Annotated in this window: 11 protein-coding genes; 3 read left to right on the top strand and 8 right to left on the bottom strand. The window is 69.7% G+C overall.

Features of this window, described 5'->3' with window-relative positions:
* Positions 1-76 precede the first annotated feature (76 nt).
* Positions 77-664, top strand: coding sequence for a Uma2 family endonuclease (locus tag N6H00_RS23070; protein WP_268973733.1), 588 nt, complete (start codon positions 77-79; stop codon positions 662-664).
* Positions 665-698: 34 nt separating this feature from the next.
* On the opposite strand, the gene N6H00_RS23065 is transcribed toward N6H00_RS23070, so the two are convergent.
* Positions 699-1,502, bottom strand: a complete 804-nt coding sequence (locus N6H00_RS23065) for an SDR family NAD(P)-dependent oxidoreductase (RefSeq protein WP_268973732.1) — start codon at positions 1,500-1,502, stop codon at positions 699-701.
* A 41-nt stretch (positions 1,503-1,543) separates the two neighbouring features.
* Positions 1,544-2,218, bottom strand: coding sequence for a TetR/AcrR family transcriptional regulator (locus tag N6H00_RS23060; RefSeq protein ID WP_268973731.1), 675 nt, complete (start codon positions 2,216-2,218; stop codon positions 1,544-1,546).
* Positions 2,219-2,453: 235 nt separating this feature from the next.
* Between N6H00_RS23060 and N6H00_RS23055 the strand changes: the two genes are divergently transcribed.
* Positions 2,454-4,589: a PIG-L family deacetylase gene (locus N6H00_RS23055; protein WP_268973730.1), complete on the top strand. Its 2,136-nt coding sequence runs from the start codon at positions 2,454-2,456 to the stop codon at positions 4,587-4,589.
* A gap of 389 nt (positions 4,590-4,978) precedes the next feature.
* On the opposite strand, the gene N6H00_RS23050 is transcribed toward N6H00_RS23055, so the two are convergent.
* From N6H00_RS23050 to rpsL, 6 genes are all read right to left on the bottom strand, one after another.
* Entirely contained in the window at positions 4,979-5,959 is a 981-nt protein-coding gene (locus N6H00_RS23050; protein ID WP_268973729.1) for an SRPBCC family protein, read from the bottom strand.
* Positions 5,952-6,434, bottom strand: a complete 483-nt coding sequence (locus tag N6H00_RS23045) for a hypothetical protein (protein WP_268973728.1) — start codon at positions 6,432-6,434, stop codon at positions 5,952-5,954. Before N6H00_RS23045 ends, N6H00_RS23050 begins: the two co-directional genes overlap by 8 nt.
* A gap of 118 nt (positions 6,435-6,552) precedes the next feature.
* Positions 6,553-7,746, bottom strand: a complete 1,194-nt coding sequence (tuf, locus tag N6H00_RS23040) for an elongation factor Tu (protein ID WP_030835078.1) — start codon at positions 7,744-7,746, stop codon at positions 6,553-6,555.
* A gap of 226 nt (positions 7,747-7,972) precedes the next feature.
* Positions 7,973-10,093, bottom strand: coding sequence for an elongation factor G (fusA, locus tag N6H00_RS23035; RefSeq protein WP_268973726.1), 2,121 nt, complete (start codon positions 10,091-10,093; stop codon positions 7,973-7,975).
* A 38-nt stretch (positions 10,094-10,131) separates the two neighbouring features.
* On the bottom strand, positions 10,132-10,602 hold the full coding sequence (rpsG, locus tag N6H00_RS23030) for a 30S ribosomal protein S7 (protein WP_030835073.1): 471 nt from the start codon (positions 10,600-10,602) through the stop codon (positions 10,132-10,134).
* Positions 10,603-10,604: 2 nt separating this feature from the next.
* Positions 10,605-10,976: a 30S ribosomal protein S12 gene (gene rpsL / locus N6H00_RS23025; protein WP_014054153.1), complete on the bottom strand. Its 372-nt coding sequence runs from the start codon at positions 10,974-10,976 to the stop codon at positions 10,605-10,607.
* Between the two features lie 396 nt (positions 10,977-11,372).
* Here rpsL and N6H00_RS23020 point away from each other — a divergent pair, with 396 nt between their 5' ends.
* Positions 11,373-12,077 (top strand): Crp/Fnr family transcriptional regulator, encoded by a 705-nt coding sequence (locus N6H00_RS23020; protein WP_268973724.1) that lies wholly within the window; start codon positions 11,373-11,375, stop codon positions 12,075-12,077.
* Positions 12,078-12,303: the final 226 nt, after the last annotated feature.

Here is a 12,303-nt window from a genome sequence, read left to right as displayed (position 1 = left end):
CGCCCGGCTCGCTAGCATGGCTGCGAGGTCTTCCCGTCGCCCGACGCGGCCGCTGCCCGAGAGAGGAGCGTGCGCCATGACGATCGCCCCGGGTCACGCCGACCGTGACGCACTCCGCTATCAGTCCATGCGGGACATCGTCGAGCGCATGCAGGAGAGCGTTCCCGGAAAGCTGGAGATCACGAGGGAAGGGATCGTTCACGACATGATGTCGCCGGGGGGGCCGCACGAGCTGACAGCGGCACGCATCAGCCGTCGGCTGGAGAAGGTCATGCCGGACGATCTGCTGGCCCATACCGGCACGCCGGATGTGGAGGACCCGCACACGGGCGTGCTGCGCCATCCAGATGTGATCGTGATCGCCGAAGCGGACCTGGACGTCGAGGGAGCGATCGATCCGCGGACGCTCCTCGCCGCCATCGAGGTGGTGTCCCGGTCCAATCCGGACAATGACTGGGTGGGCAAGACACGGGATTACCCACAGCTGGGTGTCCCCGTTTACGTGATCTTCGATCCCCGTACGGGTGAGGGCGCCGTATTGTCCGACATCCATCCCACTCCGCACGGCCCCCGGTACGCGACCCGTAAGGACTTCGTCTACGGGGAGGACATCACGATCGGCGAGTGGACCATCTCGACGGAGAACCTGCCGCGCTACCGGTAGGTCCGGCGGTCGCGTGACAGCCGCCGGACGGGGGTCAGCGGGCGGTGTAGGCGCCGTCGACCAGGTGGTAGCTGCCGTGGATGAAGGAGGCGCGGTCGGAGAGGAGGAAGGCGACCAGTTCGGCGACCTCCTCGGGCAGACCGAGGCGGCCGGTGGCGTGCAGGGCGGCCAGGCCGCGGTAGGCGTCCTGGTCCATGCCCTTCAGCGCCGGGGTCTCGATGAAGCCGGGGCCGACCGCGTTGATGCGGATGCCCTGGTCCGCGTACTCCAGGGCAGCGGTCTTGGTCAGGCCGATGACGCCGTGCTTGGCGGCGACGTAGGCGGAGGAGCCCGCCCAGCCGACGGTGCCGAGGATGGAACCGACGTTGACGATGGCCCCCGAGCCCGCGGCCTGCATGGCGGGGATCTCGTAGCGCATCGAGTGGAAGACGCCGTCCAGGTCGGTGCGGACGACGCGGTTCCAGACGTCGATGTCGTACTCGCCGACCGGCGTGCCGTCGGCGCCCACGCCCGCGTTGTTCACCGCCAGGTGCAGGGCGCCGAAGGTGTCGACGGCGAAGTTCACGGCGGCCTCGACCGAGGCGGCGTCGGTGACGTCGACCCGCACGGCGGCCGCCGTGAGCTTCTCCGACCTCAGCTGCTCGGCGGCGGCTTCCGCGCCTTCCAGGTTGTAGTCGGCCACGACGACGGCGGCGCCGCCCTGGCCCAGGCGGCGGGCCACGGCCAGACCGATCCCCGAGGCGGAGCCGGTGACGAGGGCGGTCTTCCCGGCGAATTCGGCGGGGTTCTCGGAAGCGCTCTCAGAAGTGTTCTCGGGGGTCTTCTCTGTGGTGCTCATGGTTCTGCTCACTCTCGGGTGGTGCGGGGGAGGACCGGCCGTCAGCCGGTCCGCCGTTGATCTGTCCGGCGTGCCTCCTCGATGAGCACGTCGTAGGCCCGGTTCACATGGCCCGGAAGGGCTTCGGCGTCGTCGCGCTCCTCGCGCGCCCAGGTGCGCAGGGCCGCGGTGAGTACGCCGGCGGCGGCGCCGATGACGACGGCCGGGCGCGGGTCCCGGGCGGGGTCGGTGCCGAGCCGGTCGGCGATGATCGCCACGGACTCGTCCTGGGCGTCGACCCGGATCCGCTCGTACGCGGCGAACAGCGTCGGTTCGCGGTCCACGAGCCGCAGCAGGCTCCGCCACCGCGCGTAGGCGGCCTCGCCCAGCGCCTGCCGGGCGGCGAGCCACTCCCCGACGGCCTCGCGGTAGGCGAGAAGCGGCGGCTCGTCGATCGGGCGGGCCCGCAGCGCGGCGTTGATGCGCGCCCCGTCGGCCCGGGTGAAGTCCAGCGCCGCGTCTTCCTTTCCGCTGAAGTGGCGGCTGAAGGTGCGGCGCGTGACATCGGCGCGGTCGGCGATCTCCTCGACGGTCACGGCGGCCAGACCGCGCTCGAGGATCAGGGTGACGGCCGCGGCGGCCATCGCCTCCCGGGTCTGCCGGGCCTTGCGCTGCCTGCGGTCCTCGGGCGGGGCCACGCCGTCCGCGGTGCCGGGGTGGGGCTTCATCGCCGTCATGTGCTTCATCCTATCGCAGTTGTGTCCCGACGGGACATGTGACCCGTTGGGACTTGTGTCCTGGTGAGACGCCGGGCGGAATGTGACGTTCGGAATCCGCTCCCCCGCTGTGTCCGGCCTGTGAGGTCTGTGACCGATACCTCCCGGCCATCGGACAACCCGCCATGATCGCCAACCGTCCTCTCACTCGGAGCAGCCGGAAACTACGCGCTGCCGAAGTGACAGGGTCACCGAATTGAACAGTCGATGGACGCTGCCGGGCACCACCCGCAGGCAGACACTGGCCGCGCTGGCGGCACTCACCGCCGCCGGGGCCGCCGGATGCAGCGCCGGCACCTCCCGCGCCACGGCATCCGCGCCCGCCGGGCCCGCGCGGGCCACCGTGCCCGGGGCGGCGGCTCCCTTCACCTCACCGGTGGGCGACAAGCAGGCGCTGCTGCTCCAGGTGATGGCGCACCCCGACGACGATCTGTACTTCATGAACCCGGACGCCGAACACGTACTGCGCGCCGGCGTCCCGGTGGTGTGCGTGTACGTCACGGCGGGCGAGGCGCTGGGCATCAACCGCGCACCGGGCACGCCGGTCCCGCGCGCCGACAAGGCCGCGTACTCCGCCTCCCGCCACCAGGGGCTGCGCCAGGCGTACGCGCGGATGATGGGGCTGGACCGGTTCGCGCCCTGGCAGCGGTCGGTGCTGCGGCTGCCCGGCGGGGTCACCGCGGAGACCAACACCCTGACGAACGGCGCCCGCAGTGCCCAGCTGATCTTCCTCAACATCGCGATGCTGTCGGAGGGCGGCGTACGCGTCCCCGCGCTGTGGACCACCCCGGGCACCGTGATGCGCACCCTTCCGGCCACCGGCTCCCCCGTGACCCACCCGAGTACGTACGGCCACCAGACGCTGGTCGACGTGCTCGCCGAGATCATGGACCGCTGCCGGCCCACGCTGATCCACACCCTGGACCCGGACCCCGACTTCCAGGTGCACGACGCCCAGCACCCCAAGGACAACGATCAGCCGGGCTGCTCGGACCACCGCGACCACACCCCGGTCGCGCTGTTCACCTGGAAGGCGATCGCGCGGTGGGTGGCCGTGTCCACCCGGCGGGACAAGCACGCCCCGCGCTTCACCACCACCGCGTTCCGCGGCTACTACAACCAGCGCTGGCCGCACAATCTGCCGCCCGCGGTACTCGCCCGGAAGGCACAGGCGGTCGAGTCCTACGGCGGTGCGCCGGACTGGGACTGCGGCGACCCGGCCGGCTGCGGCGACTACAGCCAGGGCGGATCGCACGCGCTGAAGAACCGCAAGGGCTGGATCCGCTCCACCTACTACCGCTACCCCACCGCCCTGCCCGCCCCCACCACCGACGCCCAGGGCCGGCTCGTGGCATACGGCGTGCTCGGCACCCAGGCCGTGCGGTGGCGCGAGACGGCGCCCGGCAGCGGACGGTTCGGGGCGCCGCTGGGGCTCGGCGGCGGACCGCTCGCCCCGGCACTCACCGCGGTACGGGACAGCGCGGGGCGGCAGGTGCTGATCGCCCTGCGGTTCGCGGCGCTGGCCGGGCAGGGGGCGGCCGACCTGCGCGAGATCGTGGCGCTGGAACAGCGCAGCCCGGACGGCCCGTTCCGCGCCTGGACCGGACTCGGCACCCCCGAGACCAGCACCGAGCACGGCCGCCGGGTCGGCTGCCCGGCGGCCGTGGCCACCCCCGACGGCCGGGTCCATCTGTTCGTACGGACCGCGGACAAGGGACTCGCCACCCGGATACGGGACGCCGACGGTCACTGGGGCCCCTGGCAGCGGCTCGGCGGCGCCGAGATCCAGGACGGGCTGACCACGCTGCTCGACGCCGAGGGGCGGGTCCATGTCCTCGCCCCCGGCCGCGACACCGTCCACCACTGGGCCCAGGAACGGACCGGCGGCCCGGTCGCCCTGCGCCCGCCGACCGGTCTGCCGCGCCCCGGCGGCGACCCGCTGGGCGCCGCGGTGACCCCCGACGGCACCCTCGCGCTGGTCTACCGCGCCCCGGCCGCCACGGTGCCCGCCGTCCACGGCGACACCACCCGCACCGCCCGCACGGTGCGGCACTTCGAGGGTTACGGGGCGATCGCCGCGCACACCGTGGCCCAGCCGACCGGCCGCCGCGAGGCGCGGACACTGCTGCTGCTCGGCCGGGACCTGGGCGGGGAGGTCCAGGTCCAGTACGGCACCGGCCCGGACGCCAGACCGCTGCGCTCCCCCGGCCACCTGATCCCGGTCGGCGCCCCGGCGCTGCTGGCGGAGGACGGCCAGGGCGTGCACGTGGTCGGCGTCGCCCCGGACGCCACCCCCTGGATCTGGCGACCGCGCCCCACGTCACGCGCCTGACCCCCGCCCCTGGGGCCAGTGGCGGCGCCGCGCCCCCGATACACATCCGGCCCGGGGCCGACGCGGCCCCCGGGGGTGCCATCCCCGAGAGGGGGCCAGCGCGCCGGGGGCGCCGTCCCCGGCACGAGTCCGGCGCGGCCCCGGGGGCGCCGTCCCCGGCACGAGTCCGGCGCGGCCCCGGGGGCGCCGTCCCCGGCAGGGTCCAGCGCTCCCCTCGGCCGTGTCACCCATACGTACCGGGCCAGCGGTTCCCCTGGGCGCCGCCCCGGCACGCGTCCGGTGCGCGGTGCCCGGTACGGGTCCGGCCCGCTGCCCGGCGCCGCGTCATCGGCGCGCGCCAACGCGCCATCTGCGTCGGCCGGGGGAGCCGGGCGCGGTCCGGGGTGCGATCAGCGCTGGGCCGTGGCGGCGCGCCGCCGGGGGCGGGCTGCGCCGGGCTCGTCGGCCTCCTCGAGCTCCTCGTCCTCGTACGGCTCCGGCTCCTCCTCGTACGCCTCGGGCTCCTCAGCCTCGTCCGGCTCCCGGTCGGCCTCCGGCTCCTCCTCGAAGTCGGGCTCCTCCTCGAGCTCGTCCTCCGGCGCACCGTCACCCTCGGCGTCTCCCCCGGCTCCCTCGCGCTCTTCCTCCTCCACGGCCGTCTCGTGGTCCACCACGACCTCGCCGTCCCTGATCTCGCCGCGCCAGCCGTCCGTGGCCTCGCCGCGCATCATGAGGAACTTCCGGTAGAGCTTCAGGTCGAGCCGGGCGCGGCGGCCCTGGGCGCGCCAGATGTTGCCGGTCTTCTCGAAGAGGCCCTTGGGGAAGTACTCCAGGACCAGCAGCACCCGGGTGAGATTGTCACCGAGCGGATGGAAGGTGACGACGCCCTTGACGGTGCCCTTCGCGCCTTCCGTGGTCCAGCTGATCCGCTCGTCGGGCACCTGCTCGGTGACGTTCGCCCGCCAACTGCGGGTGGACTTGGCGACCTTCACCTTCCAGTTGCTGCTGGTGTCGTCGGCCTTCTCGACGCTGACGACACCCTTCGCGAAGGTGCTGAACTCCTGGAACTGGGTCCACTGGTCGTACGCCTCGCGGACCGGCACCCCGACGTCGATGTCCTCGACGACCGTCACGCTCTTCGACTTGCCGCCGCCGCTCTTGTTCCGGCCCTTGCCGAACGCCCCTTTGACCTTCTCCTTCAGCGAATCCTTCAGGGACTCCTTCAGGGACTCCTTGAGGTGGGACGAGCCGGCCTTGGCGAGGCCGGTGCCGAGACCGGAGATCGCCTGCGTCGCCCGCGCCTGGGCGTACGCGCGCAGCTCGTCCTTGAGACGGTCGGTGGCCGGGTTCTTGACGAGGTCGTCCTTGAGCTTGCCCAGGGTGTCAGCCATTACGGCCCCCGGCGGTCTTGGCGGTCTTCGCGGTCTTCTTCGCCTTGCCGGCCCCGGACGCGGCCGTCTTCTTCGCCGGGCGGGCCGGGGCCTTGGCCGCCGCCTTGCGGGGAGGCTTCGGCGGCTTGGGTTTCGCCTCGGGTTCGGATTCCGCGTCGGCCTCCGCCCCCTCCTCCTCGCCTCCGCCGCGCAGCGCCGCCGTGCGCTCGTGCAACGAGTCGGCCAGGCCGTTCACCCGCTCGGACACGGCCGTGGTCGCGGCCTTCCGCGTCGCGTCGAGGAGTTCCTTGCGCACCTGTCCGTTGAGGCCGCTCAGCAGCGGGGTGTCGGCGAGGGACTTCTTCAGCTGCTGCGGATCCAGCGTGATTTTCTTCCCGGCCAGCAACATGCCCAGCCCGAAGGCGAGTTTCACCTTCTTCGTGCGCCCAAGGAGATAGCCTCCCGTGATCGCGACCGCGATCTTGCCGTTTGTCATCATCAATTCGCTCCCGAAGTCGAACGCGGCTTCGATGTGGACGGCCGGGTACCCACATACGGAAAAGCCCCACTCGTCAAAAGACGAGTGGGGCTTTTGTGCTCCGCGGAGCGTCAGGTCACTTGACGATCTTGGTGACCTGGCCGGCGCCGACGGTCCGGCCACCCTCACGGATGGCGAACTTCAGGCCCTCCTCCATGGCGACCGGCTGGATCAGCTGGACGGACATCTCGGTGTTGTCGCCCGGCATGACCATCTCGGTGCCCTCGGGGAGGGTCACAACGCCCGTCACGTCCGTGGTACGGAAGTAGAACTGCGGACGGTAGTTGTTGAAGAACGGCGTGTGGCGGCCACCCTCATCCTTGGACAGGATGTACGCCTGGGCCTCGAACTCGGTGTGCGGAGTGACCGAACCCGGCTTGATGATGACCTGGCCGCGCTCGACGTCCTCACGCTTGATGCCGCGGAGCAGCAGACCGACGTTCTCACCGGCCTGGCCCTCGTCGAGCAGCTTGCGGAACATCTCGATACCGGTGACGGTGGTCGAGGTCTTCTCCTGCTTGATGCCGATGATGTCGACGTTCTCGTTGACCTTCAGCACACCGCGCTCGATACGGCCGGTGACGACCGTACCGCGACCGGTGATGGTGAAGACGTCCTCGATCGGCATCAGGAACGGCTTGTCGACGTCGCGCTCCGGCTGCGGGATCGACTCGTCGACGGCCTTCATCAGGTCGAGGACGGACTTGCCCCACTCGGCGTCGCCCTCGAGCGCCTTGAGCGCCGAGACCTTGACGACCGGAACCTCGTCGCCCGGGAACTCGTACTCGGAGAGCAGCTCACGGACCTCGAGCTCGACGAGCTCCAGGATCTCCTCGTCGTCCACCATGTCGGCCTTGTTCAGGGCGACAACGATGTACGGCACGCCGACCTGGCGAGCGAGAAGCACGTGCTCCTTGGTCTGCGGCATCGGGCCGTCGGTGGCGGCGACCACCAGGATGGCGCCGTCCATCTGCGCCGCACCGGTGATCATGTTCTTGATGTAGTCCGCGTGACCGGGGCAGTCGACGTGCGCGTAGTGACGCGACTCGGTCTGGTACTCGACGTGCGCGATGGAGATGGTGATACCGCGCTGGCGCTCCTCAGGAGCCTTGTCGATCTGGTCGAAGGCCGAGGCCTCGTTCAGGTCCGGGTACGCGTCGTGCAGCACCTTGGTGATCGCAGCGGTAAGCGTGGTCTTACCGTGGTCGATGTGACCGATGGTGCCGATGTTGACGTGCGGCTTAGTCCGCTCGAACTTCGCCTTCGCCACTGGGGTCCTCCTGTGGAGTGGTTCTGTACGCATCCACGCTTTGCGGATGGGTTCAGGTGGTCTTACCGAACCGGCCAGGACCCCGAGGGGGATGCCCTTCGCCGTATTCGTATGGGGGGCCGGCGCCCGGGGCCCGTCATGGAACGCGCTGACCGCGCTCCACGACGGAAGGCCCCGATGCCTTGTGCTTCCAGCCTAAAGGGTGAGGAATGCGGATGAACCCGCCCTACTCGCCCTTGGCCTTCGCGATGATCTCCTCGGCGACGTTCCGCGGAACCTCGGCGTAGGAGTCGAACTGCATGGAGTAGCTGGCGCGGCCGGACGTCTTGCTGCGCAGGTCGCCCACGTAGCCGAACATCTCCGACAGCGGAACCAGGCCGGTGACCAGCTTGGCGCCGCTCCGGTCCTCCATGGACTGGATCTGCCCGCGACGGGAGTTGATGTCGCCGATCACGTCGCCCATGTAGTCCTCGGGCGTGGTGACCTCGACCTTCATCATCGGCTCGAGCAGGGCCGGGCTGGCCTTGCGGGCGGCCTCCTTGAAGGCCATCGAACCGGCGATCTTGAACGCCATCTCGGACGAGTCGACCTCGTGGTAGCCACCGTCGATCAGGGTGACCTTCACACCGGTCAGCGGGTAGCCCGCGAGCACGCCGAACTCCATGGCCTCCTGGCAGCCCGCGTCCACGGACGGGATGTACTCCCGCGGGATGCGGCCACCGGTGACCTTGTTCTCGAACTCGTAGCCATCGCCCTCGAGCGGCTCCAGCGCGATCTGCACCTTGGCGAACTGGCCGGAACCACCAGTCTGCTTCTTGTGCGTGTAGTCGTACCGCTCGACCGGCTTGCGCAGCGTCTCGCGGTAGGCCACCTGCGGCTTGCCGACGTTGGCCTCGACCTTGAACTCGCGCTTCATGCGGTCGACCAGCACGTCGAGGTGGAGCTCACCCATGCCGGAGATGATGGTCTGGCCGGTCTCCTCGTCGGTCTTGACGCGGAAGGACGGGTCCTCCTCGGCAAGCCGCTGGATCGCGACGGCCAGCTTCTCCTGGTCGCCCTTGGACTTGGGCTCGATGGCCACCTCGATGACCGGGGCCGGGAAGTCCATCGACTCCAGGATCACCGGGTTCGACGCGTCGCAGAGGGTCTCACCGGTGGTGGTCTGCTTCAGACCCATGACGGCGACGATGTCGCCGGCACCCACCGAGTCGATCTCCTCACGCTTGTTCGCGTGCATCCGGTAGATCTTGCCGATGCGCTCCTTCTTGCCCTTCACCGAGTTCAGCACCTGGGAGCCGGACTCCAGGCGGCCGGAGTACACCCGGATGAAGGTGAGCTTGCCGAGGTGCGGGTCGCTCGCGATCTTGAACGCCAGGACGGACAGCGGCTCGTCCTCGGACGGCTTGCGCTTGACGACCTCGTCGGGGTCGCTGACCGCGTGGCCCTCGATCGCCTCGATGTCGATCGGCGAGGGGAGGTACCGGACGACCGCGTCGAGCAGGGGCTGGACGCCCTTGTTCTTGAACGCGGTACCGCAGAACACGGGGGTGACGGTGGTGCCGCCGCCCTTGCCGGAGGCGATGGTGATACGGCGGATCGCCGCGTACAGCTGCTCCTCGCTGGGCTCCTCGCCCTCGAGGTACAGCTCCATCATCTCTTCGTCGTTCTCGGCGACGGCCTCGAGCAGCTTGCCGCGCCACTCGTCGGCCGCTTCCTTGTGGGTGTCCGGGATGTCGACGGTGTCGTACATCTCGCCCTTGGTCGCCTCGGCGGACCAGACCAGCGCCTTCATCCGGACGAGGTCGACCACGCCCTTGAAGTCGGCCTCGGTGCCGATCGGCAGCTGCATGACCAGCGGAGTCGCGCCCAGGCGGTCCACGATCATGTCGACGCAGCGGTGGAACTCCGCACCGGTGCGGTCGAGCTTGTTGACGAAGCAGATACGCGGAACGCCGTAGCGGTCCGCCTGACGCCACACCGTCTCGGACTGCGGCTCCACACCGGCGACGCCATCGAACACCGTCACGGCACCGTCGAGGACGCGCAGCGAACGCTCCACCTCGACCGTGAAGTCGACGTGACCCGGGGTGTCGATGATGTTGATGGTGTGATCGACGTTCTCAAGCGGCCAGTGACAGGTCGTCGCGGCCGACGTGATCGTGATGCCGCGCTCCTGCTCCTGCTCCATCCAGTCCATGGTGGCAGCGCCGTCGTGGACTTCACCGATCTTGTAGCTCACACCGGTGTAGAACAGGATCCGCTCGGTGGTGGTCGTCTTGCCCGCGTCGATGTGGGCCATGATCCCAATGTTGCGGACCTTGGCCAGGTCAAGTGAAGTGGTGGCCATATGGCTCAGTCTTCTCTCGGTTCTCGATGGGGTAGCGACTACCAGCGGTAGTGCGCGAAGGCCTTGTTGGACTCGGCCATCTTGTGGGTGTCCTCACGCCGCTTGACGGAGGCACCCAGACCGTTGCTGGCGTCCAGCAGCTCGTTCATGAGCCGCTCGGTCATGGTCTTCTCACGACGCGCGCGCGAGTAGCCCACGAGCCAGCGCAGGGCGAGGGTGGAGGAACGGCCGGGACGGACCTCGACCGGCACCTGGTAGGTGGCGCCACCCACACGGCGGGAGCGGACCTCGAGGGTCGGCTTCACGTTCTCCAGCGCGCGCTTGAGGGTGATGACCGGGTCGTTGCCGGTCTTCTCCCGCAGGCCCTCCATGGCGCCGTAGACGATGCGCTCGGCGGTGGAGCGCTTGCCGTTCAGCAGCACCTTGTTGATGAGGGAGGTCACCAGAGGAGAGTTGTAGACCGGGTCGATGATGACCGGGCGCTTCGGGGCAGGGCCCTTACGAGGCATTCTTACTTCTCCTTCTTGGCGCCGTAGCGGCTGCGAGCCTGCTTGCGGTTCTTGACGCCCTGCGTGTCGAGGGAGCCGCGGATGATCTTGTAACGAACACCCGGCAGGTCCTTCACACGACCGCCACGCACGAGCACGATGGAGTGCTCCTGGAGGTTGTGCCCCTCACCCGGGACGTAGGCGGTGACCTCGATCCCACTGCTCAGCCGGACACGCGCGACCTTGCGGAGCGCCGAGTTCGGCTTCTTCGGCGTCGTGGTGAACACGCGGGTGCACGTGCCACGGCGCTGCGGCGACCCCGCGAGGGCGGGGGTCTTGTTCTTCTCGACCTTGTCCTGGCGGCCCTTGCGGACCAGCTGCTGGATCGTAGGCACCGTTTCTCCGGTTTCTGTGTGCCAGTCTCGGTAAAGCTAACCTGGGGTTTGTCCGACCCACGCGGTCGGGTGTGTCGCGCGCCGCAGCTCTCCGCGAAAGCTCAGAGAGTGCAGATTGTTGGTGTCGACACTCCAGCCCCTCACGCGGACGAATGCACGCGCGAGGACCCGGGCACACCCCAGGCACAAGGTCTGAGCGTACCTACCTCACCGACTTCGGTCAAAACAAATGCAGCGGACCCCGACACGCCGGAATTGTCCCGCTGGATGCCCGCCCTCAGCCCGCCCCCACCCCGTCCTCACCCCATCCTCAGTACGGGTGAACCAAGCCGGCTCACTCCCTGGACAGGCGATGAATTCGGTACGTTGATCTATTCATGACACTTGGGGGGAGCCATGACCCGGACGAGTATTCCCGAAGACAGTGGACTCGACGACCGCGTGCCCTTCCTGGCCCGGCTGGAGCGCGAGGAGCGGTCCGCTCTGCTCGCCCTCGGCAGGGTGCTCGACTTCTCCCCGCGTGCACCCATCATTCACCAGAACGAGCCCTCCTCCCACATCCTGCTGATACTGCACGGCTGGACGAAAGTCACCGCCTCCGCCCCCAACGGCTACGAGGCGCTTCTCGCGTTACGCGGCCCCGGCGACATCATCGGCGAGTCGTCCGCCCTCACCGGCCGTCCACGCGCCGCGACGGTCACCGCCCTGGAACCGGTCGAGGCCGTGGCGGTCGAACACGACCGCTTCCGGCTCTTCCTCGAAGGCTCCCCCGATGCCTCACTGACGTTGCTCACCCTGACCAGCGACCGGATGCGCGCCGCCGACCGCCGCCGCCTCGACTTCGCCTCGCTGACCGTGCGCGAGCGCTTCGCGGTCCTGCTGCTCGAGCTCGCCAGGTCTCATGGACGTCGCACTGCCCAGGGCATCGAACTGGCCGTCCCGCTCAGCAAGCAGGAGCTGGCGGGGTCCATCGGCGCCTCCCGCGAAATGGTGCAGCGTCTCCTCAAGGAGCTGCGTGAGCGCCAGGTCGTGGCGACGGGACGCAAGGCCCTGGTGATCCTCCGGCCCGACATCCTGCGCAGGGTCGCCCGCTCGGACTGACCCGCGACGCCTTCCGGCGCGTAGCGCCTCGTGGCGCGTAGCGCCTCGTGGCTCGTAGCGCCTCGTGGCTCGTAGCGCCTCGTGGCTCGTAGCGCCTCGTGGCTCGTAGCGCCTCGTGGCCCGCGGCGTCCTTGCGCGTACGCCGCGCCCTTATGTGTACGCGGTCACACTTCGACTGCGTCATCCGCCCTCACTCCCGCCCCGCCGACCGCGCGACGCTGCCGTC

The sequence above is a fragment of the Streptomyces sp. S465 genome (assembly GCF_026898115.1).
Classification (GTDB): Bacteria; Actinomycetota; Actinomycetes; order Streptomycetales; family Streptomycetaceae; genus Streptomyces; species Streptomyces luomodiensis.
The sequence above is the reverse complement of the archived record's forward strand: the minus strand, read 5'-3'. Positions and strand labels throughout refer to the sequence as shown.

Excerpts from the sequence above, each read along its gene's own strand:
- N6H00_RS23050 (WP_268973729.1), bottom strand. The coding sequence starts at position 5,959 with ATGGCTGACACCCTGGGCAAGCTCAAGGACGACCTCGTCAAGAACCCG.
- fusA (WP_268973726.1), bottom strand. The coding sequence starts at position 10,093 with ATGGCCACCACTTCACTTGACCTGGCCAAGGTCCGCAACATTGGGATC.
- N6H00_RS23045 (WP_268973728.1), bottom strand. The coding sequence starts at position 6,434 with ATGACAAACGGCAAGATCGCGGTCGCGATCACGGGAGGCTATCTCCTT.
- N6H00_RS23065 (WP_268973732.1), bottom strand. The coding sequence starts at position 1,502 with ATGAGCACCACAGAGAAGACCCCCGAGAACACTTCTGAGAGCGCTTCC.
- rpsG (WP_030835073.1), bottom strand. The coding sequence starts at position 10,602 with ATGCCTCGTAAGGGCCCTGCCCCGAAGCGCCCGGTCATCATCGACCCG.
- N6H00_RS23070 (WP_268973733.1), top strand. The coding sequence starts at position 77 with ATGACGATCGCCCCGGGTCACGCCGACCGTGACGCACTCCGCTATCAG.
- N6H00_RS23060 (WP_268973731.1), bottom strand. The coding sequence starts at position 2,218 with ATGACGGCGATGAAGCCCCACCCCGGCACCGCGGACGGCGTGGCCCCG.
- N6H00_RS23020 (WP_268973724.1), top strand. The coding sequence starts at position 11,373 with ATGACCCGGACGAGTATTCCCGAAGACAGTGGACTCGACGACCGCGTG.